The sequence below is a fragment of the Streptomyces sp. NPDC096311 genome, from assembly GCF_044763085.1.
In the GTDB taxonomy this organism is placed as follows: domain Bacteria; phylum Actinomycetota; class Actinomycetes; order Streptomycetales; family Streptomycetaceae; genus Streptomyces.
The window spans coordinates 770,897-791,342 of the sequence record NZ_JBIWFN010000002.1 but is presented as its reverse complement, the minus strand read 5'-3'; the positions used below and the strand labels follow the sequence as shown (position 1 = coordinate 791,342).

Sequence of the window (20,446 nt, the reverse complement as noted above, 5' to 3'; positions counted from 1 at the left end):
GAGCGCATGGGCTGCGTTCGCGTGCTCTGCATCCACACGCAATGCATCCACACGCAACGCATCCACACGCTCTGCGTTCGCATGCGCTGCGATCGCCGCGAGTTCAGACTGCCTCCGTCGGGCCGGGCCCGCTGAGCCCTGTGTGCTACCGGCCGGTTGTGGACAACCGCGTCACCCGAAGGGGTGGATGGGCTTCAGCCCGTGGAGTGTTTCCTCGTCATCCGACCGGCGCCGACGCCCCCGTGACCCGCCCGTACTGCTCCCGTACCTCCCGATACCGCAGCAGCTCCGCCGCCACCGGATCGAGTACCCGTGCCCTCCCGCACCCGGCGGCGGCCTCGCGCAGTCGCCGTTCCGCTTCGAGTCCGTACCGCCTGGCCGGTCCGCGCGCCGCCATCCTGCTGCCCCACTCGACGGCCGGGCCGCCGATGATGCCCGCCAACATCAGCAGCACCGGCACCCCGAGGTTCGGCGCCATGAACCCGATGATCTGCCCCAGCAGCCACAGCCCGCCGATGATCTGAAGAATCGTCATCGAGGCCTGCGCGAGCACGGCGGCGGGCCACCAGCCGGGCCGCGGCGGCCGCCCCACCGGAGTCGTGGCGCGCGTCGCCATCTCGTCCAGGGCCTCCGGCAGCCCCTGCGCACCGCGCACGGCCGCCTCACGCACCGCCTGCGCCCAGGGCACGGGCAGCCCGCGGGCCGCCCTGTCCGCCACCGTACGCACCGCCTGTTCGACGCGCTGCCGGGCCGTGGCCTCCTCGTCCGCGGGTGCCCGTACCGACAGCCGGCCCGTCGTCGAGTCCCCCCGGTCCTGGACCCAGCGCCACAGCCGCAGCCAGGGGGTGCCGCACGCGCGGTTGGCGTTGCGGCGCCACGCGCGCTCGGCCGCCTGACCGGCCGCCGTGGCACCCACCGCGTCCGCGAGCCGGTCCGCGAACTCGTCGCGTGCCTCCTCGCTGAGCCCCGTGCGCCGCCCGGTCGAGTAGACGGGACGCAGTCGCGTGGCGGCCGCGTCCAGATCGGCCGAAATTCGACGGGCGGCGGCGCCGCGCTCGGCCAGGAACAGGCCGAGCGACTCGCGCAGTTCGCCGATGCCGTCCCCGGTGAGCGCGGACAGCGCCATCACGGTCGCGCCCGGTTCGCCGTACTCGCCCAGCGCGATCCCGTCCTCGTCGAGCAGTCGGCGCAGATCGTCGAGGACCTGGTCGGCGGCCTCGCCGGGCAGCCGGTCCACCTGGTTGAGGACCACGAAGGTGACCTCCGCGTGACCCGCCATGGGCCGCAGATACCGCTCGTGGAGCATGGCGTCCGCGTACTTCTCGGGGTCGACGACCCAGATGACCGCGTCGACGAGCGCCAGGATGCGGTCCACCTGCTGGCGGTGCTGGACGGCTGCCGAGTCGTGGTCGGGCAGGTCCACCAGGACGAGGCCGCGCAGTTGCGCCTCCGCCTCCGGGCTCTGCAGGGGACGTCTGCGCAGCCGTCCCGGGATGCCGAGCCGGTCGATGAGGGTCGCCGCACCGTCGCTCCAGCTGCACGCGATGGGCGCCGCGGTGGTGGGCCTGCGCACGCCCGTCTCCGAAATGGCCACCCCGGCGAGCGCGTTGAAGAGCTGCGACTTGCCGCTGCCGGTGGCTCCGGCGATGGCGACCACAGTGTGCTCACCGGACAGTTTGCGGCGCGCCGCCGCCTCGTCGAGGACCCGACTCGCCTCGGCGAGCGTCCCGCTGTCCAACCGGGTGCGCGACTGCCCCACCAGCTCGCGGAGCGCTTCGAGGCGCGACCTCAGGGGTCCGTCGTACGCGAGCGGGAGCGGCGGCGCCTGTACGGCGGACTTGGTCTCCAGGGCCAGGGACGGGGCCTGTGCCTCCTGGCCGGTGGTCGTCTCGGACACGCGGCGGGCGATCAGCCCGTCGTCCCAGGCGGTCTCCGACTCGGCACGGGTGCAGGCGTCGTCGGACTTCACACGTGTGTGCCCGGTGTCGTCCTTCACGCGTGTGTGCGTGCCGCCATGTGGGGCATCGAAGGCGACCTCCTGGGCCCGTTCGGTGTCCTCCGGCTGTGCCTCCGTCTCCGCCGTCGCTTCTGTCTCCGTCTCCGCCTCGGCCCGCCCCTCCTGCTGCGCCTTCGTCACGGACTCCATCGCGGCCTCCCCGGCGGCGGGCTCGCTGTCCGCGGCTTCCGTGGCGAAGGTCTCCGGGGAGTCGGCCTCGGAACGAGAGTCTTCAGGGTGGCCGTTTTCGGGACTTCCCTGGCCGGACGTGCCGTCTTCGGGGGAATCGTCTCCGGTGTGGTCGGCGTGATCCGTGTGGTCTGTGACGGCAGTCACCGCGGTCACCTCTCCTTCTGCAGTACGGACAGCGCGGCGATGAGTTCGGCCTGGGGCTCTGGGCGTACGTCCAGGGTGTCGAGCGGGGCGAGACGGCGCTCGCGCTCGGTGTGCAGGGCTCTGTCGAGGTACTCGGCAAGGAGGCGCCCGCCCCTCTCGCGCAGCCGCAGGGCGCCGTGCGCGCCGAGCCGCTCGGCGAGCCCCTCGCCCGCGTTGCGTGCCCTGTGGCCGCCCAGGAGCGCGGTGGCCACCAGCGCGGCGACGACCTCGGCGTCCGGTGCCACGCTCTTGTCGAGGCGGCCGACCTCGTCCTCGGCGTACTCCTCCAGGACCCGCCGCCAGCGTCGTACGGACATCCCGATCCGGTGCTCGGCGCTCTCCAGCGCCGGATCACGGTCCGTCAGCCCTGGAGCGCCCGCGGCCGGTTCGCGCCGCCAGGCGTCGTCCACTCGCTCGTCGGCGGCCGTGACGGCGCACAGCAGGAGTGCGGCCAGGCTCTCGACGAGCGAGTCGAGCAGTTCACTCGCGGTGCAGTCGAGCGGGTAGGCGCGCCAGCGCTTGAGCGCGTCCCCGGAGAGCACGGCACCGGTCTGCAGACGCCCCTTCACGCGCGTGTACTCGCTGTCGTACGCCCCGTCGACGGCGGCGGTGAGCCGAAGGGCAGCCGCGTACTGCGCGGCGGCCGCACCGGCGAGCTCAGGCATCCGGGCCTTGAGCGAGTCGAGGACTCCTTGGGCCGTACGGGCCATCGCCGCGTGCCGGGCTCCGGGGTCCTGCGTCTGGTGGACGAGCCACGTGCGCAGCGGCGCGACGGCCGTGGCGGGCAGCAGGCCGCCGCCCCACGCGGACTCGGGCAGTTCCGGCACGGTGAAGCGGGGCACCTCGCCGAGCCCCGCCTTGGTGAGCAGGGCGCCGTACTGCCGCGAGACCTCGGACACCACCTGGTGGGGCACCCGGTCGAGAACGGTCACCAGGGTCGCCTTGTGCTCCTTGGCGGTGCGCAGCAGGTGCCACGGCACGGCGTCGGCGTACCGCGCGGCCGTGGTCACCATGACCCAGATGTCGGCAGCGCAGATCAGTTCGGCGGCGAGTACGCGGTTGTCGGCGACCAGGGAGTCGATGTCGGGCGCGTCGAGCAGGGCGAGGCCCCGGGGGAGGGTGTCGGCGGTTTCGATACGCAGCACCCGTTCCCCGCGCTCCATGAGGGCCTGAAGGTCGTCGCCGGGTTCCTGGCGGGGCACCCACACGCGCGTGAGGTCGGGCAGCACCCGCATTCCACTGAACCAGTGATGGTCCTCCGGGTGGCACACCAGTACCGGCGTCCGGGTCGTCGGCCGCAAGACGCCGGCCTCGCTGACCCGGCGTCCGACGAGGGAGTTGACGAGAGTGGACTTCCCCGCTCCCGTCGACCCGCCGATCACGGCGAGAAGTGGTGCTTCGGTTTCCCTCAACCGGGGCACCAAATAGTCGTCTAGTTGTGCGAGCAGTTCGTCGCGGTTGGCACGCGCGCGTGGAGCCCCCGCCAGGGGCAGCGGGAAGCGTGCGGCGGCGACACGGTCGCGCAGGGCGGAGAGTGCGTCGAGCAGCTGAGGCCGTACGTCCAAGGTCACCACATGCGAAGAATGCCCAATTTTGGAGGCTTTCTGAAGCATATGGCTATGTCTGCGCGCCGACAGGACACACGGGGCGGAAGGGACGACTGGGGCGCAGGCATAACGAGTGCACAACACCCGATGCGCGAGACGCCAAAAGCGGTGCACGATTCGTACCTGCCTGCGATTATCAGGACCGCTTCACTGAACCTCCACATTGAGCCACGGAGGCGAAGCACCAGGGACAAGGACCCGGGAGCCCTATCCTTGTCCCCGGCAAGGTCACGGATCGGCCCACACCCGGGCACCACGAAACCGGCCACCACACCTGGCCCCCGTAGCTCAGTGGATAGAGCAGGCGCCTTCTAAGCGCTTGGCCGCAGGTTCGAGTCCTGCCGGGGGCGCTCTGTTCGTGCACTGTTTCCGCCCTCCCTCGGGGAGGGCGTTTTTGTGGCCTGTGATCCGAACGCCGGTCGGGCAGGACATCTCCGACGGCGGCAGTGTCATCGAAGTCGGCCTTGGACTCGGCGACTTCCGCGCCCTCGACGGCCTGGTGACGCGGGCTCAGGGTCGCCGGGGGCTGCGTGAGGGCGTGAACGTGTTCGATCTCGTCCTGATGCCGAACTCGATCCCGGTGAGCGGACTGCGCAGGAGCGAGGTCGGCACGCTCACCGGCGTGTCGAACGGCACCACCAGGACCGTACTGACCGCCTCGGACGGCCTCGCCTCGCCCACCGCCACCGCGGTGCGCGGCAACCGGCTGTACGTCACCGACGGCGGGCTCTACGGGCCCCACGACGCGCAACTGCAGAGCGGGAAGATCGACCTCGGAGCGCTGCTCTCCCCTGAGCATCCAAGCCTGAGCATCCAGGTCCTCGTCGAAATCCCCTGGACGGCCGTCCGGGGGGTGACGCCCAGTGCCCTCCCGTACCGCTACGCGGAGGTCCGCGTGGTGGTCGCGGCGATGTTTTCCAGCGAGCTGATGAGCAGGTCCCACAGGCGCTCGGTGTGCAGCTTCGTCGCCACGGAGGTGTTCGCCGGGCCGGAGCGGCCGCGGAAGTCGGTGACCGTCATGCCATAGGTCGCCGTACCCCGTAGCTCGACCTCGACATGGGCCGGGGTGACCTCCATGAGGCTCGGGTCGATGGCCCGGCCGACCGCGCACGCGTCGTGGATGGTGGCCATCGCGCCGTGCACCTTGCCGACGTTGGCGTTGTAGTGGTCGAGGAGATCGACGACGAACCGGGACACGGGTGTGCCCAACGCCCCGATGCGGGCCAGCAGTTCAGGTGTGGCGGCGGCCTGTGCCGTCAGATCGAGGCCGACCATGGTCAGGGGCCAGCCCGCCGAGAAGACGACCGCGGCCGCCTCGGGGTCGGCGTGGATGTTGAACTCGGCCGCCGGTGTGATGTTGCCGCGGGTGTACGACCCGCCCATCAGGACGACCTCCTTGACCAGTTCGGCAATACGGGGCTCCCGGCGCAGCGCCAGCGCGATGTTGGTCAGGGGCGCGGTGGGGACGAGGGTGATCTCACCGGGGTGGGCGAGGACCGTCTCGATGATCAGATCGACGGCGTGCCGGGGGTCGGTCTCCATGGCCGGAGGGATAAAGGCGGGGCCGTCCATTCCGCTGTCCCCGTGGATCTCGGCTGCGAGGGTCTGGTCCCGGACGAGGGGACCGCCGGCACCGGCCGCGACCGGAACGCCGCGCAGGCCCGCCAGGGTGCAGACCTGCCGGGCGTTCAGGGTGACCTTCTCGATGGTCTGGTTGCCCGCGACGGTCGTGATGGCGACGATCTCGACGTCGGGGTTCCCGGCGGCGAGCAGGATGGCGATGGCGTCGTCGAGCCCGGGGTCGCAGTCGATGATGATCTTCTTGGGCATGGGCGTCCTTCGGGGTGGGACGGGGATGCGGGCCGGATCACTGAGAACAGCATGCGCCAGGCCCACCCTGCCCTGGTCGGCCACACGCCACTCCTGCCGGCCCCACCCCGCCCCTGTCGCGAGGGCTCACCTCAGCCGATGCACGTAACTCACCTCAGCCGATGCGAGGTCGCTCACCTCAGCGGATGCGAGGTCCTCCCCGACGCCTCGTCGATCTCGTCGTGCGCCTTGGTCAGCAGCTTCATCGCCAGTTCGTTGAGCGCCCGCGCGCCAGCGACCTCCTCGCCGACTCTCGGCTGGTTGGAGTCGGAGGGGTGGCGGCTGGCGTACCCGTGGGCGCGTACCTCGTTCCCGTCGGGGAGCCGGAGGAGAGCGGCGGCGCGGGTGCGGTGGTCGTCCTCCTCGAACTCGATCTCGACGTGCCAGCCGACGGCGGTCCGTCCCTGCGCGGCGGCCGGTTGCGACTGTGTCATCTGTGTCATTGCGATCACCTCCGAGGCGGGCCCCGGTCCCTGATACGGGCCTCGGCCCCTACTACCAGAGTGTGCTTCTTCCCCCGACTCCGCACGGGATGACGCCCGATGGCGACAAGGAGTGACCGAACGACTACCAACTGCCCGCGCCTGGGCCGTAGAACCGCCCGTGCCGAGCTCGTTGGACCCGTGACGGGCCGGCTGTCGGCGCGCTCGGTGAACGGCCAGGTCACGGCCCCTGACTGAACGGGTTTCCTTCGAGGGGTAGCCGTCAGGCAAGATGGGGTGTATCTGCCCACTGCCGATTTCAAGCGTCCGGACGGTTTCTCTTGGCTGAGTACATTTACACCATGCGCAAGACGCGCAAGGCGCACGGCGACAAGGTGATCCTCGACGACGTCACTTTGAGCTTCCTCCCGGGCGCGAAGATCGGTGTGGTCGGTCCGAACGGTGCCGGTAAGTCCACCGTTCTCAAGATCATGGCGGGCCTCGAGCAGCCCTCCAACGGTGACGCGTTCCTGTCGCCCGGCTACAGCGTCGGCATGCTGCTCCAGGAGCCCCCGCTCGACGAGTCCAAGACGGTCCTGCAGAACGTCCAGGACGGCGCCGCCGAGATCATGGGCAAGCTGCACCGCTTCAACGAGGTCGCCGAGCTGATGGCGACCGACTACTCGGACGCGCTCATGGAGGAGATGGGCAAGCTCCAGGACGACCTGGACCACGCCAACGCGTGGGACCTGGACACCCAGCTGGAGCAGGCCATGGACGCCCTGGGCTGCCCGCCCGGCGACTGGCCCGTCACCAACCTCTCCGGTGGTGAGCGCCGTCGCGTCGCGCTGTGCAAGCTGCTGCTCGAAGCCCCCGACCTGCTGCTCCTCGACGAGCCCACCAACCACCTGGACGCCGAGTCCGTGCAGTGGCTGGAGCAGCACCTCGCGAAGTACCCCGGCACCGTCGTCGCCGTCACCCACGACCGGTACTTCCTCGACAACGTCGCCGAGTGGATCCTCGAACTCGACCGCGGCCGCGCGCACCCCTACGAGGGCAACTACTCCACCTACCTGGAGAAGAAGGCCTCCCGCCTCAAGGTCGAGGGCCAGAAGGACGCCAAGCGCGCCAAGCGGCTCAAGGACGAGCTGGAGTGGGTGCGGTCCAACGCCAAGGGGCGTCAGGCCAAGTCCAAGGCGCGTCTGTCGCGCTACGAGGAGATGGCCGCCGAGGCCGACAAGATGCGGAAGCTGGACTTCGAGGAGATCCAGATCCCGCCGGGCCCGCGTCTGGGCTCCATCGTCGTCGAGGTCAACAACCTCTCCAAGGCCTTCGGCGAGAAGGTCCTCATCGACGACCTGAGCTTCACCCTGCCGCGCAACGGCATCGTGGGCATCATCGGCCCCAACGGCGCCGGCAAGACCACCCTCTTCAAGATGATCCAGGGTCTCGAGACCCCGGACTCCGGCACGATCAAGGTCGGCGAGACCGTCAAGATCTCGTACGTCGACCAGAGCCGCGAGAACATCGACCCGAAGAAGTCGCTGTGGGCCGTCGTCTCGGACGAGCTGGACTACATCAATGTGGGCCAGGTCGAGATGCCGTCGCGCGCGTACGTCTCCGCCTTCGGCTTCAAGGGTCCCGACCAGCAGAAGCCGGCCGGTGTCCTCTCCGGCGGTGAGCGCAACCGGCTCAACCTCGCCCTCACCCTCAAGCAGGGCGGCAACCTGCTGCTCCTCGACGAGCCGACCAACGACCTCGACGTCGAGACGCTGTCCTCGCTCGAGAACGCGCTGCTGGAGTTCCCGGGTGCGGCTGTGGTCGTCTCCCACGACCGCTGGTTCCTGGACCGGGTCGCGACGCACATCCTCGCCTACGAGGGTGACTCGAAGTGGTTCTGGTTCGAGGGCAACTTCGAGTCGTACGAGAAGAACAAGATCGAGCGCCTCGGCGCGGACGCCGCCCGCCCGCACCGTGCCACCTACAAGAAGCTGACCCGGGGCTGATCGATCTTGCGGCACATCTACCGCTGCCCGCTGCGCTGGGCGGACATGGACGCGTACGGCCACGTCAACAACGCGGTCTTCCTCCGCTACCTGGAGGAAGCACGTATCGACTTCCTGACCCGCCCGGACAAGCAGTTCAAGCAGGGGTCCGTGGTGGCGCGCCACGAGATCGACTACAAGCGGCAGCTCGTCCACCGGCGCGAGCCGGTGGACATCGAGCTGTGGATCACCCAGATAAGGGCCGCGGCGTTCACGATCACGTACGAGGTCAAGGACGCGGACCAGCTCTACGTCCGGGCCGCGACCGTGGTCGTGCCGTTCGACTTCGAGGCCCAGCGCCCGCGCCGCCTCACCGCCGAGGAGCGCGAGTTCCTGGAGGAGTACCGGGACGACCAGGCTGACGAGGCCGTCGCGGCATGACCGTGACCGCGCTGCACCTCACCGACGAGGGGGAGGCGGCGGACCTCGCCGCCTTCCTCGCTCGGCTGATCCACTACGACCGCGCCGCCGCCGTACGCCTCCAGGCGTCCGGCACCGCGCTCGCGGTCTTCGGCAGGCCGCCGTCGTTCGAGGTCCTCGCGATCCGTGCGGCGCGGCTCGCCAAGCCGTACGAGAACGGTCTCGAGGTCACCCTCGACGTGACCGTCTCCGCCGGTGAACTCCTGGAGTCCGTCGACGAGTCGGCGGCCACCGTCAGCGTTCCCGGGGCCGTCACCGGGCCGCCGTGGGCCGGGGTCCTGCCGCCCCGCGGAGGCTGGCAGCCGGAGCCGGGACTGCCCGGGCCGGACGCCGTGCGCGAGATGATCGCCACCGCGGTCGCCGAATTCCGGTCCCGTACGCGGGAGTTGGCGCCCGAGGCCCGTACGCGCGCCGAACTCGACCGCATCGGACGGGAGATCTGGTCCAGGCCGATCGGTGACACCGGCCTTCAGATACGGGCCGTGCACGCGGCGCAGTCGCTCGGGTTCCTGCTGCCGGTGCGTCAGGCCGACCCGGGTGAGAGCCCGTTGAGGCTGTACTCGTCCGGGGCATGGCTGCGGCTGCGTACACCCTACGGATCGATCGCCGTCCGCAGGGCGGGACTCGGGGCACTGGCCGTCAGCGTCCGCTGACCCCCCCGGGGGACGCTCTCAGCCGGCCGTGTTGATCATCGACGCCGCCGCGTACGTCAGGTAGTTCCAGAGCGTGTGCTCGTGCTCCTCGGAGAGGCCGAGTTCGTCGACGGCCACCCGCATGTGCGCCAGCCAGGCATCGTGTGCCGCCTGGTCGACGGCGAACGGGGCGTGCCGCATCCGCAGCCGGGGGTGACCGCGGTTGTCGCTGTACGTCGTCGGGCCGCCCCAGTACTGGATCAGGAACAGCGTGAAGCGTTCCTCGGCCGGGCCCAGGTCCTCCTCGGGGTACATGGCTCGCAGCAGCGGGTCTTCGGCCACTCCCTCGTAGAAACGATGCACGAGGCGCCGGAAGGTCTCCTCGCCGCCGACCTGCTCGTAGAAGGTCTGCTCCTGAAGCGTGCCGCGCCGAATCTCTTTCACCTCACCATCGTCTCAGACCGGGTGACCGAGGACGCAAGGCTTAGGACCAGCGACCCAGCGCCCCCTGAGGCCCCGCGGGTGCGGTGTTCGCCTCGCGGCCTGTCCCGCCGCACAGTGGAGGTATGAGCGCGCACGCTCTCGACCACGATCACGACAACGACCACGATCGCGACCTCGACAACCTCGCCGCCCTGGCGCGGGCCGCCCTGGTGCGCGAGATCGACCGGAGCGGGGCCTGGGCCGCCGACCCAGTGTGGCGGGCGGCGTTCGAGGAGGTCCCGCGCCACGTCTTCGTGCCGTACTACTACGTCGGTGCCGCGGGCGGCTTCGAGCGGGTGTGGGGCGAGGATCCCGACCCGGGCAGCCGGGAACACTGGGTGCGCGGCGCCTACGCGGACGCCCCGCTGGCCACCCGGGTGCGCGACGGCGAGCTGGTCTCCTCCAGCAGCCAGCCGTCGCTGATGGCGATGATGCTGACCGCGCTGGAGGTACGGGAGGGGCACGCCGTCCTCGAGATCGGCGCCGGCACCGGCTACAACGCGGCGCTGCTCGCCCACCGTCTCGGCGACCGCCTGGTGACCACGGTCGACCTCGACCCGGAGATCACCGAGTCCGCGCGCCGGCACCTGGCCACCGCCGGGTACCACCCGACCGTCGTCACCACGGACGGCGCCCGCGGGGTCCCCGAGCGCGCCCCCTTCGACCGGATCATCGCTACCTGCACGCTGACCTCGATCCCGCGGCCGTGGCTCGCCCAGTGCCGTCCCGACGCCCGCATCCTGGCGCCGCTGGCCACCGGCCTGATCGCGCTGCGCGTCAGGGACGCCGGGCATGCCGAGGGGCGCTTCCTGCACACGCCGGCCTACTTCGTGCCCCTGCGCGGCGCGAGCCGGCCCGAGGAGCCGGAGCCGCAGCAGCTGGGCGAGCTGCCGCGCCGGGCCCGCGGCGACGAGTTGTTCCGGTTCCTGCTGACCCTGGCAGGGAGCGGACTCGACCCGTACGAGGCGTACGAGCTGTGGGAGCGCGAGAACCGGCCCGTGCGCGAGCGGTACGGGGTCACGGTCGACGGCGCGGACGCCTGGGCGTGGCTGGACGACCCCGAGGGGCCGTACGCCTGGCCGCTGCCGTGACTCCTGCCGTGACTCCTGCGGTGGCTTCTGCCGAGATTCCCGCCGTGACTCCTGCCGCGGCCTCCGCCGTCAGCCTCGCCTGATGGTGATCGTCGTCCAGGCGCCGACGTGCACCCGGTCGCCGTCCTGGAGCGGGACCGGCACGAAGGGCTGGATGGGCTCCTCGCCGCCGTTGACCGTGGTGCCGTTCGTCGAGTTCTGGTCGACGACCGCCCAGCTGCCGTCCGGCTGCTGGACCAGGACCGCGTGCTGGTGCGAGACGCCCGGGTCCTCCGGGGGCACCGAGAGGTCGATGTCGGGGGTGTCGCCGGTGGAGTGCCGGCGGCGGCCGATCGTCATCTGGTTGCCGGTGAGCGGGCGCTGCTGCTCCGGTGAGTACGCGGGCAGGTTCAGGCCCGCGGCCTCGGGGCCGGAGCGCTGCATCATCGCCATGAAGTACTCGCGGTCGGGACCGATCGTCGCGCTCCAGGACAGCGGCTGGCGCTGCTGCTGGTAGTCGGGACCGGGGCCGGGCGGGGCCTGGGTCGCGCCGGGCTGCGGATAGCCGTAACCGCTGCCCTGACCCATACCCGGACCACCCGGACCACCCGGACCACCCGGACCACCCGGACCACCAGGGCGTCCGCCGGGCGAATTGCCCGACGGCGGGGAGATCACCCAGTCGTCGTCACCGCCGCCGAAGGACGGGCCGCCGGACTGCGGACCGCCGGGCCCGGGCGGGCCCTGCTGCGGGAACGTGGGCGCGGCCGGCTGCTGGGTGAAGGCCTGCGGGGCGCCGGGGCCACCAGGACCGCCGGGCGTGGGCCCGGGCGGCGGCGGAACCGGACGGGACGGGTCCGCACCGAAGCCGCCGGGACCGGGACCACCGAAGCCACCCGGACCGGGACCACCGAAGCCACCGGGACCACCGGGGCCGGCGCCGGGACCGCCCGGGCCGGAAGGACCACCCGGACGGGACGGGTCGCCGCGGAAGCCCGACGGATCCTGGCCGTAGGGCGGAATCGGTTCCGCGGGGCGGTTCATCTGCGAGGGCCGCGAGCCCTGGTAGTCGAACGGGTCGTGACCGGGACCGGGACCGGTCGCGGGGCCGGGACCGCCCGGCTGCCCCTGCGGAGGCTGCTGGAAGCGCAGCGCCGGATTGGGCATTCCAGGCGCGGGCGACTGCGGACGCGGCGCTGCCGGGGTGTACGAGGTCGCCGTGTTAGTGAGGAAGTTCCACCGGCACTCCTCGCAGAACGGCGCACCGCCCTCACGGGGCGTACGGCACTGCGGGCAGAGCTCCGCCTCGGGATGGGGCACGGCGGACAGGTGCGGGCGCCCACCGGGGGCGCCGGGTCCACCCGGGCCCCCGGGACCGGGCGGCGGGGGCGAGCCGGGCGGCGGATAGCCGTAACCGGCGGCGGGTGGCGGTGGTGGAGGGGGCGGAGGCACGGCACCGGCCATGCGGTGACCGCAGACCTCGCACCAGTCGTCGGAACCCGACTGGTGTCCGTTCGGGCAGGTCGGCATGTCGGCGCTTCCCCCTCTCCTTTTCCGGCCGTTATGACCGGGTTTCTCCAGCTCCCAGCGGGAACCGGGCTCGCTACTTCTTTACACGAACAGTCTTTGTGGACCGTGTCTCAAGGGTCATTTCGTCGGCCTCTTCGACCCTTGCCTTCAATCGCACAGTACCTGCCGCGGCGTCGACCACGTCCACCACCTTCGCAAGCAGTTTCGCAGTATCGGCGTTGCCCGACGCGCTCGCGAGCTGAACGGCCCGGCCCAGCTTGGCCGTTGCCCCGTCGGCATCTCCTGATTTGCGCAGATCCAGACCTTGTTGGATGACTTGCGCCAGTTCCGCCTGACCTGTGTAGTGCGCGACCTGGGAGTTGATCCTCGTCGAGGCCACCATGTCGTCGGTCCACACCGCCTTGACGAGCCCCTGGGCGCCGAGGTTGTGCACGCCCCCGTCGCCCTGCGGCACGACGAGCGAGACCCGGGCGGCCAGCATCTCCTGGCCCACTCCGGCCGAGGGGACCTCGACGCACACGTGGTAGTCGCGGGACTCGTCGCCCCAGGACCCGGTGGGGTAGTCGCCGGCGCGCGGACCCGCCTCGGTGCGACGGTCGGTCAGCTCCTCGACCGTGGGGGCCACTTGCTTGACGAACTTGATCTCGGTGCCGACCGGCGTCCACAGGCGCAGCGCGACGTCCGCGACCTCCTTGCCCATGGCCGTCTCCATCATCTGTGTGAAGTCGGCGGACAGGGCGGCCGGGTCCGCGACGATGTCGGCGGTGCCGAGCAGGGCCGAGGCGATCCCGGTGACCTCCTTGATCTCCCAGTCCGTGCCCACTCCACGCGCGTCACAGGTGAAACGTCCGGCACAGGAGTCCAGGGCGGCCTTGAGGTCCTCCGGCGACTCGTGTTCGTTGCGGCCGTCGGTGAGCAGGATGCCGTGCCGTATCGACACCTCGGCCGAGGACAGCAGTCGGCCGGCGAGGCGCAGCCAGGTGCCGATCGCCGTACCGCCGCCCGCGCTCAGCCTGCGCAGGGCCTCCTTGGCCTGGCCGCGGGTCGTCGCGTCGGCCACCGCGAGGCGGCCGCCCGCGGGGTAGACCTCCTTGGCGACGTGCGTGCCGCCGATCACCGCGAAGTGCACGCCGTCGCGCAGGGTGTCGATCGCGGCGGCCGTGGCCTCGCGGGCGCCCCGCATCTTGGTCGGCGGGTAGTCCATCGAGCCGGAACAGTCGACCATGATCGCCACGGCGGCGTCCGGGCCCCGGCCCGCCGCGTACAGGTGGGGCGCGCCGACCGCGCTCCCGACGGTGCCGCCGCCGGTGGCGCTCACCGTGACGATCGCGTTGACCTCACGGCCGCCCTCGGGCAGGTATTCGTTCTGGTACACGTCGACCGAGAACTGTGGCACGTTCGACTTCGAGAAATTGGCCATGCCTTCTTCGTCCCCCTCAAGACCTCCGGCGGTTGGCGGAGGCGATGACTGTATGCGGACCGGTCCCCTCCGGTCCGAGGCCGTCCCCGTGGGCACGGATTGCGCCTTTTCGCGGCCTCAGGCCGATCCTGCCCCCTGCGGCGGGGCCGGGAACGGCACGACGGCCACTGTTACGTTGTCGTGGCCCCCGCCGTCCAGGGCGTGACCCACCAGGACCTGGGCGCTGTGCAGGGGCCTTTCGGCGGCGTCCAGCGGCACGACCTCGGCCATCTCCTCGGCCGCCTCCGCGTAGTTCCACAGTCCGTCGGTGCACACCACCACCACACCCGGCCGGTCCGGCTTGAAAGAAGCGGTGTGCGGCTCCAGTTCGTACGCGTCCGCGCCGAGCCAGCCCGTGATGGCGTGGGCGCGCTCGTCGGCGTACGCCTGCGCCTCGCTCATCAGGCCCGCGGCGACCATCTGCGCGGCCCAGGAGTCGTCCTCGGTGAGCCGGGCGGGGGGTGAACTGCGGTCGACGGGGACCCAGTAGGCGCGGCTGTCGCCGACCCAGCCGACGATCAGCAGGGCGGGGGTGACGACGGCGCCGACGAGGGTGCAGGCGGGCGCGTTCTGGTGCGGGGCGTGCTCCTCGTGCGCGGGGGGCGCCTCGGCCAGCGAGTTGACGGCCTCGGCGGCCGCGAGGATCGCCTCGTGCATGGCCTGCTGCGGGTGGGTGCCGAGCGGCAGCGCCGCCAGCAGCGCCTCGCCCGCCGCCCGGGACGCGGCGAGCGAGGCCTCGTCGGGGCGGGTCGCCGAGGAGACCCCGTCGCAGACGATCGCGACGACCGCGGGGGAGCCGTCCGGCAGCGCGGTCGAGGAGATCGCGAACGCGTCCTCGTTGCGGTGGTGGCGCAGACCCCGGTCACTGACCGCGGCCACCGCACCCAACTCCTGCTCCATGTGGTCCCGTTCGCGCGGCTGGGCGTGCCCGCAGTTCTCGCAGTAGCCGTCGCTGTCCACATGGCCCGAGCGGCAGGCGACGCACAGTTTGGTGCCCGCGGGGGGCGTGACGGGTGCGCCGAGGTCGGCGGTCCGCGGATCGACGACGGGCCCGGCGGGGGCTCCGGCCGGCGGGGCGAGCGGGTACTCGTCGGGCTCCGGTGGCCGGTCGAACCGTACGCCCGAGGGGTGGTCGCCCGGCTGCTGGGCTGCCGTGGACTCCGTGTCCGGGTGGGGGAGTTCGGAGCCACCCGAATCGGTGCCCCGGATGTCGGCCGCCCGGTGCACCGGCGCGGGCGTGTCGGAGCTCGCCGGCTCCTGCGCGAGGGGCCAGTCCAGGGACGCGGCGGCCTCGGAGGGGCGTGTCGACGAGCCGTTCATGGTGATCGTGGGGTGGTCCTGGGGCGGTGCGGGCACCGCCGACAGGTCGTACCCGCACGCACCGCAGAAACGGTCACCCGCCTCCAGGGGCTCCTCGCAACTGGGGCACCGCGAAAGGGCCGTCGGCTGGGGCATCTGGGACATCAATCACACCCACGTCCGGGGGCGGTAACGGTTGGCACGTTCCACCAGGTCGATCCTCTCCTCGCCGCCCCGCGCGAGGCGGGCCAGCGTGCGGTACGAACGCTCCAGTGCGAAACGCAGACCGCGCTCGTCCACCTCACTGCCGAGCAGCACCGGTCCGCCGCCGGAGTGCGGGGCGGAACCCCGGCTACCGGAGAGTACCCAGTCCAGGGCGCAGCCCAGGACCTCCGTCGACAACTGCTCGCGTCGCACCGCGTCCAGACCGTATCCGTCCAGAGCCTCGACCTGTCCGGCCGCCGCTGTCAGATCGTCCAGGAACGCCGCTGCCGCCGCCTCCTCGGCCAGCCGCTGCCGCAGCCGTGCCCGCACCGCCGCGACCCGCGCCGCCGTGTAGTGGATCGACGACTCCGGTACCGACTCCAGTGTGCGTACGCAGCCGCGGCGGTCGCCCGCCGCGAGCTGTACGCGGGCCAGGCCGAACGCCGAGCTGACATAGCTGGGGTCGGTCGTCCACACCAGGCGGTAGTACTCGCCCGCGTTGTCCAGCTGCCCGAGCACCTCCGCGCACAGGCCGAGGGCCAGCTTCGGCGCGGGCTCGCCCGGGAAGGCGTCGTAGATCGCGTCGAAGGACAGCGCCGCGGTCTCGTGCTCCCCGGTCGCCAGGGCCGCGACGCCCCGGTACCAGACCACCCGCCAGTCGTCGGGATGGTCCGCCTCCAGCGCCTCCAGTGCCCTGCTCGCACTGGCCAGTTCGCCCATCTCCAGCCGGGCCCGCAGCTCGCGCAGGCGCAGCTCCAGGGAGCCGGTGGGCGCCGAGTGCAGCGCGGTGATCAGCTCCGCGGGAGCCGAGGCCATCAGGCCCGCGAGGAAACCGGCGTTGGGGTCGCCCGGGTCGACCCGGGGGACCGGCAGCGCGAGCGCGGTCGCCGCGGCGTTCAGCGGCTTGACCAGAGCGGCGGGGACCAGAGCGGCGGGGACCAGAGCGGCGGGGACCAGAGCGGCCGGGACCGGAGCGGCCGGGACGGGAGCGGGTGCCAGGGGGAGCGGCGGGGTCCCGTTCACCCCCGCTCCGTTGCTGCCGGGGGGTGGCGCGGGCGCGCGCTTTCTCCCCCGCGGGGGCACCGCGCGTGCCCCCAGTCGTGACACGTCCCCGTCCAGCTTCCCGAACAACTCCGTGTCCGTGACCTTCAGTTCCGGCCCGAACAGGGTGGACAGGGCCGGGCGCGCCCGCCCGGTCTGGAGGGACACGACCTCCCTGAGCACGCCCGTCAGCTGCTCCGCCATTTCCTGCGCGGACGCGAACCGGCGCGCCGGATCGGGGTCGGTGGCGCGCACCAGGAGCCGGTAGAAGGACTCGTACGTGCGGAAGACCTCGATGTTGTCCGGGTCCGGCAGGGAGTCCACGAAGACGTTCGTGTACCCCTGGAAGTCGAAGGTCAGCACGGCCAGGGTGCGGGCGACCGTGTAGAGGTCACTGGCCACCGAGGGACCGACCTCGGCCACCTCCGGCGCCTGGTAGCCCACCGTGCCGTAGATGGCCGACTCGTCGTCGTCCATCCTGCGCACCGCGCCCATGTCGATCAGCTTGAGCTGGTCCTCGGTCTGGATCGCGTTGTCGACCTTGAAGTCGCAGTAGAGCAGATTGCGGCTGTGCAGATGGCCGAGCGCCTCCAGGGCCTCGATGCCGTACGCGCAGGCCTGCTCGACCGGCAGCGGATCGCGCTTGCCGTCCGTCGTCCGACGGTCGTTGGCGATCTCCTTCAGCGACTTGCCGCCGACGTACTCCATGACGATGTACCCGTCCAGCGAACCCGTCCGCTGGTCCAGGTGCTCCACGAAGTTGTAGATCCGCACGATGTTGGAGTGCTCGATCTCCGCGAGGAAGCGCCGCTCGGAGATCGCCGCCGCCATCGCGTCCTGGTCGCCGGTGTCGAGCAGGCCCTTGAGGACCACCCAGCGGTCGGAGACGGCGCGGTCGACGGCGAGATAGACCCAGCCGAGCCCGCCGTGCGCGAGACAGCCCACCACCTCGTACTGGCCGTGCACGATGTCGCCCGTGTGCAGCTTCGGCACGAACGAGTACGGGTGACCGCACTTGGTGCAGAACCCCTCGGTGCGCCCCACCCGCTCACCGCGCGAACGGCCCACCGGCGCCCCGCAGTCGGAGCGCGAGCAGAACCGCTTCCGCTCGGGCACCTCCGGGTTCTCCAGCACCATCGCGCGCGGGTCGGGCCGCGGCACGTCCGGCACCTGCACCAGCCCGACGCCGAGCCGTCCGCGGCCACTGGAGGCGGCGGTCGAGCCCGAGCTGCGCACCGACACCGAGCGGGCGCTCGCGTGGCCGGACAGCGAGCGCGACAGGCGCCCGGAGACCGAGCGCCGCGACTGGGAGGAGCGCGAGGACGTACGGGAACTGGAACTGCGGGAACTCGCCCGCGAGCTGCTGCCGGAGCCGCGCGAGCCCTTGCCGCCCGCGGTGAGTCCGGTCGGGGGCGAGCCCACCATGCCGTTCGCCGAGACGACGGGCGCCAGACCGCACGTGTCGCAGTACAGCTCGCCGCCGCCCACGTCCTCGTACGACCCCGGGCAACCGGGCCGCTGGCACTTCTGCTGCTCACTCACACTGCATCACCTTCAACGCTCACGCGTGTGGCCCCCTACGGTCGGTGGGCCCGCCCTGTTCGGGCACCCGCGGGCTGAGCAGATCGACGGCGGCCCGCTGATAGCGCAGCACCGCCTCCTCCGCCACCCGCAGATCGCAGGGCGCGCTCCACAGCATGCGTCGGGCCGCGTCGTAGCGCTCGATGAGGAACGGGTCCTCCGCGAGGCCGTGCCGGGCCACCTTCGCCTTGTACGCGTCGAGGCGACCGCGCAGCTCCGCGCGGACCGCGAGCGGCGCGGTGACCGCGGTCAACGACTCGCGGGCGCGCAGCAGCTCGTCCTCGGCCTTCTCCTCCAGCGCCTCCAGGAGGGGCGACAGACGGTGCCACTGGGCGTGTCTGCGGTACTCCGCGGCCGCCGCCAACTGCTCCTGCAGCACCGTCGGCGGCCCGCTGACGGCCGGCACCTCGGACGCGGCGATCTTCGCCAGCACCTCGCCGCGGGCACTCCTCGCCTCCGCGAGCGTGCGGTCGGCGCGACTGAGCACGTCCCGCAGTCGCACGAGACGGGCCTCCGCGTCCTGGCGGACGGTGAGCACCGCGTCGATCTCCCGGCGCACGTCCTCCAGAGCGCGCGCCTCGCGGTCGTACGTCGTCGTGTCGGGACGTCCGCCGCCGGGCGCCGAACTGCCCTTCGTGGGCACCCAGAAGGCCAGCGGGTCGGAGACGACCTGCTGACGCAGGGTGCTCAGCGTCCGGGTGATCCGCTCCAGGTCGTCGCCCGCCGGGTGCTCACCGGGGCGTACGCCCACGGAGTGCGCGAGCTGGCGGGTGCGCTGGAGCTCTGCGGCCAGTAAATCGATCCGGGCGGGCAGCGCGGACCAGACGGCGTCCGCTGCGACGACCATGTCGAGCGAGGACGCGTACAGCTCGTTCATCCGCTCCACCAGTGCGACCAGCGAGAACCGCTCGCTGAGCCTGCCGGTGCCGGAGAGCGTCGGCGCGTTCGCCGCGGCGGTGGCTGAGCCGGCGACCGTGATGCCCGCGCCGCGCAGCAGTTCGGTCAGGTCGACCAGGTCCTCGCGGCTCGACCAGCGTCGCCGGGAACGGATGCCGCGGGCGGAGCGCAGCGCGTCCGTGTACGCGTCGAAGTACGCCCACAGCAGCGTGATCGACGCGTCCGCAGTCGACCAGCGCTCCTTGGTCGTGCCCGTGAGCTCGGCGCCTTCGAGGAGTCTGCGGCCCGCGTGGTCCTGCAGGGCGAGGAGTGAGGTCTCGATGGCCTCGTGCTCCGCGCCGAGCCGCGCCAGCGCACGGTCCACCTCGTCCCGGTCCATCACCGGCTCGGGGGGTCCCGTGACGCCCATCGATCACCTCTCGCTCTCGGTCGTGCCCGTCGCTTGCGTTCCCGCCGGCCGCGTCGTCCGCGCCGCCGTTACCCGGTTTCCGTTACTTGTAGTGCGCCGTGGGCGGGGTCGCCGACGGGGAGTCCGCCTTCAGGGTCGCGGACAGCCACTTGGTGTACGAGGCCTGCCAGCCGCCGCTCTTGCGGTAGTCCACGAGTACCTGGTTGACCCGGCGTACCAGATCGTCGGCGCCCAACTTCATCGCCACGCCGTAGTAGTCCTCGGTGAAGGTCTTGCCCTTCAGCTCGACCGTCGGGTCCTGTGCCGCCTGGCTGGCGGCGAGCGCGCCGTCGGTCACCACGGCGTCGACCTCACCGAGCTGCAGCCGCACCAGGCAGTCGAGTTGGTTGGGCACGGTGGTGGTGATGTCGGCGGAGGAGGTGAGCGCGCCCGCCTTCTTGTCGGCCGACAGCTTGTCGTACGCCGTCGAGCCCGCCGCCGAGCAGATCCGCTTGCCCGCCAGCGTCTCGCCGTACCCCTTGATGCCCGAGGTCTTGGGAGCCAGTACCTGCTGCCCGGTCAGGAAGTAAGGGGCCGAGAAGGCCACGTCCTTGAGACGGGAGCAGGTGATCGTCATGGTGCGCACCACCATGTCGACCTGACCGGACTTGATCGCGGGGATGCGCTGATTGGTGGGGATGGCGTGGAAACGGACGGCGTTCGGGTCGCCGAGGATCTCCCTCGCGATCTCGTGCGCGAGATCGATGTCGAAGCCCTCCAGGTCGCTGCTCTTCGCCGTGTTGTTCGGATCGCGGTAGCCCCAGCGGTAGCTGTTCTGGTCGACGCCGACCGACAGATAGCCGCGCTGCTTGATGGCCGTGATCGTCTTCCCGTTGTCGTCGGAGGACGGGGAGGGGCTCTGGTCCTGCGGGTCGGTGCACGTGTCGGCCCTGGCCTGGATGCCCTGGCCCACGCCCTGGCCGCCGGTGCCCGTACTGCCGTCGCCGCGGGCGCTGCTCAGCGGCAGCAACAGGGCGAAGACCGCGGTGACGACCAGGGCGAGGGCCATCGCACCCACGCCGCCCCAGCCCTTCAGGCTCGCCCTCAGACGTCGTGCGGTCATCGCCA

Annotated in this window: 15 protein-coding genes and 1 tRNA gene; 5 read left to right on the top strand and 11 right to left on the bottom strand. The window is 71.6% G+C overall.

The window, feature by feature from the left end; all coding sequences use genetic code 11:
• Positions 1-217: 217 nt before the first annotated feature.
• Both ACIRA5_RS08130 and ACIRA5_RS08125 read right to left on the bottom strand, forming a co-directional pair.
• Positions 218-2,332 (bottom strand): GTPase, encoded by a 2,115-nt coding sequence (locus tag ACIRA5_RS08130; protein ID WP_403688488.1) that lies wholly within the window; start codon positions 2,330-2,332, stop codon positions 218-220.
• 5 nt (positions 2,333-2,337) lie between these two features.
• Entirely contained in the window at positions 2,338-3,945 is a 1,608-nt protein-coding gene (locus ACIRA5_RS08125; protein WP_403688486.1) for a dynamin family protein, read from the bottom strand.
• 310 nt (positions 3,946-4,255) lie between these two features.
• On the opposite strand from ACIRA5_RS08125, the gene ACIRA5_RS08120 reads away from it, so the two are divergent.
• Positions 4,256-4,328: transfer RNA gene (locus tag ACIRA5_RS08120), tRNA-Arg, on the top strand.
• Between the two features lie 529 nt (positions 4,329-4,857).
• Here the strand turns inward: ACIRA5_RS08120 and ACIRA5_RS08115 are convergent.
• Complete coding sequence (locus ACIRA5_RS08115) at positions 4,858-5,808, bottom strand: nucleoside hydrolase (RefSeq protein ID WP_403688484.1); 951 nt, start codon at positions 5,806-5,808, stop codon at positions 4,858-4,860.
• A gap of 173 nt (positions 5,809-5,981) precedes the next feature.
• A complete protein-coding gene (locus tag ACIRA5_RS08110; protein WP_352050979.1) occupies positions 5,982-6,290 on the bottom strand; it encodes a DUF1876 domain-containing protein in 309 nt (102 codons plus the stop codon).
• 320 nt (positions 6,291-6,610) lie between these two features.
• Between ACIRA5_RS08110 and ettA the strand changes: the two genes are divergently transcribed.
• From ettA to ACIRA5_RS08095, 3 genes are read left to right on the top strand one after another with little or no spacing between them, the layout of a single operon-like run.
• Positions 6,611-8,275: an energy-dependent translational throttle protein EttA gene (ettA, locus tag ACIRA5_RS08105; protein ID WP_403688482.1), complete on the top strand. Its 1,665-nt coding sequence runs from the start codon at positions 6,611-6,613 to the stop codon at positions 8,273-8,275.
• A 6-nt stretch (positions 8,276-8,281) separates the two neighbouring features.
• The gene (locus tag ACIRA5_RS08100; protein WP_075031882.1) at positions 8,282-8,695 is read left to right on the top strand and encodes a thioesterase family protein; all 414 of its coding nucleotides are present in this window, start codon (positions 8,282-8,284) and stop codon (positions 8,693-8,695) included.
• 2 nt (positions 8,696-8,697) lie between these two features.
• A complete protein-coding gene (locus ACIRA5_RS08095; RefSeq protein WP_403688649.1) occupies positions 8,698-9,387 on the top strand; it encodes a hypothetical protein in 690 nt (229 codons plus the stop codon).
• 18 nt (positions 9,388-9,405) lie between these two features.
• Here ACIRA5_RS08095 and ACIRA5_RS08090 read toward each other — a convergent pair whose 3' ends face one another.
• Positions 9,406-9,810, bottom strand: a complete 405-nt coding sequence (locus ACIRA5_RS08090) for a globin (RefSeq protein ID WP_054231791.1) — start codon at positions 9,808-9,810, stop codon at positions 9,406-9,408.
• Positions 9,811-9,932: 122 nt separating this feature from the next.
• Between ACIRA5_RS08090 and ACIRA5_RS08085 the strand changes: the two genes are divergently transcribed.
• On the top strand, positions 9,933-10,940 hold the full coding sequence (locus tag ACIRA5_RS08085) for a methyltransferase domain-containing protein (protein WP_403688480.1): 1,008 nt from the start codon (positions 9,933-9,935) through the stop codon (positions 10,938-10,940).
• A gap of 69 nt (positions 10,941-11,009) precedes the next feature.
• On the opposite strand, the gene ACIRA5_RS08080 is transcribed toward ACIRA5_RS08085, so the two are convergent.
• The 6 genes from ACIRA5_RS08080 to ACIRA5_RS08055 all read right to left on the bottom strand — a co-directional run bounded on the left by ACIRA5_RS08080 (position 11,010) and on the right by ACIRA5_RS08055 (position 20,441).
• On the bottom strand, positions 11,010-12,449 hold the full coding sequence (locus tag ACIRA5_RS08080) for an FHA domain-containing protein (protein WP_403688478.1): 1,440 nt from the start codon (positions 12,447-12,449) through the stop codon (positions 11,010-11,012).
• A gap of 73 nt (positions 12,450-12,522) precedes the next feature.
• Positions 12,523-13,869, bottom strand: coding sequence for a VWA domain-containing protein (locus tag ACIRA5_RS08075; protein WP_403688475.1), 1,347 nt, complete (start codon positions 13,867-13,869; stop codon positions 12,523-12,525).
• A 117-nt stretch (positions 13,870-13,986) separates the two neighbouring features.
• Positions 13,987-15,375, bottom strand: coding sequence for a PP2C family serine/threonine-protein phosphatase (locus ACIRA5_RS08070; RefSeq protein WP_403688473.1), 1,389 nt, complete (start codon positions 15,373-15,375; stop codon positions 13,987-13,989).
• Positions 15,376-17,994 carry a tetratricopeptide repeat protein gene (locus ACIRA5_RS08065; protein WP_403688471.1) on the bottom strand — a complete coding sequence of 873 codons (2,619 nt, stop codon included), beginning with the start codon at positions 17,992-17,994 and terminating at the stop codon, positions 15,376-15,378.
• A gap of 19 nt (positions 17,995-18,013) precedes the next feature.
• Positions 18,014-19,339: a hypothetical protein gene (locus tag ACIRA5_RS08060; protein ID WP_403688468.1), complete on the bottom strand. Its 1,326-nt coding sequence runs from the start codon at positions 19,337-19,339 to the stop codon at positions 18,014-18,016.
• Between the two features lie 82 nt (positions 19,340-19,421).
• Positions 19,422-20,441 carry a glutamate ABC transporter substrate-binding protein gene (locus ACIRA5_RS08055; protein WP_403688466.1) on the bottom strand — a complete coding sequence of 340 codons (1,020 nt, stop codon included), beginning with the start codon at positions 20,439-20,441 and terminating at the stop codon, positions 19,422-19,424.
• Positions 20,442-20,446: the final 5 nt, after the last annotated feature.

Coding starts and splice junctions, on each gene's coding strand:
- ACIRA5_RS08115 (WP_403688484.1), bottom strand. CDS start 5,808: ATGCCCAAGAAGATCATCATCGACTGCGACCCCGGGCTCGACGACGCC.
- ACIRA5_RS08110 (WP_352050979.1), bottom strand. CDS start 6,290: ATGACACAGATGACACAGTCGCAACCGGCCGCCGCGCAGGGACGGACC.
- ACIRA5_RS08085 (WP_403688480.1), top strand. CDS start 9,933: ATGAGCGCGCACGCTCTCGACCACGATCACGACAACGACCACGATCGC.
- ACIRA5_RS08080 (WP_403688478.1), bottom strand. CDS start 12,449: ATGCCGACCTGCCCGAACGGACACCAGTCGGGTTCCGACGACTGGTGC.
- ACIRA5_RS08075 (WP_403688475.1), bottom strand. CDS start 13,869: ATGGCCAATTTCTCGAAGTCGAACGTGCCACAGTTCTCGGTCGACGTG.
- ACIRA5_RS08060 (WP_403688468.1), bottom strand. CDS start 19,339: ATGGGCGTCACGGGACCCCCCGAGCCGGTGATGGACCGGGACGAGGTG.
- ACIRA5_RS08055 (WP_403688466.1), bottom strand. CDS start 20,441: ATGACCGCACGACGTCTGAGGGCGAGCCTGAAGGGCTGGGGCGGCGTG.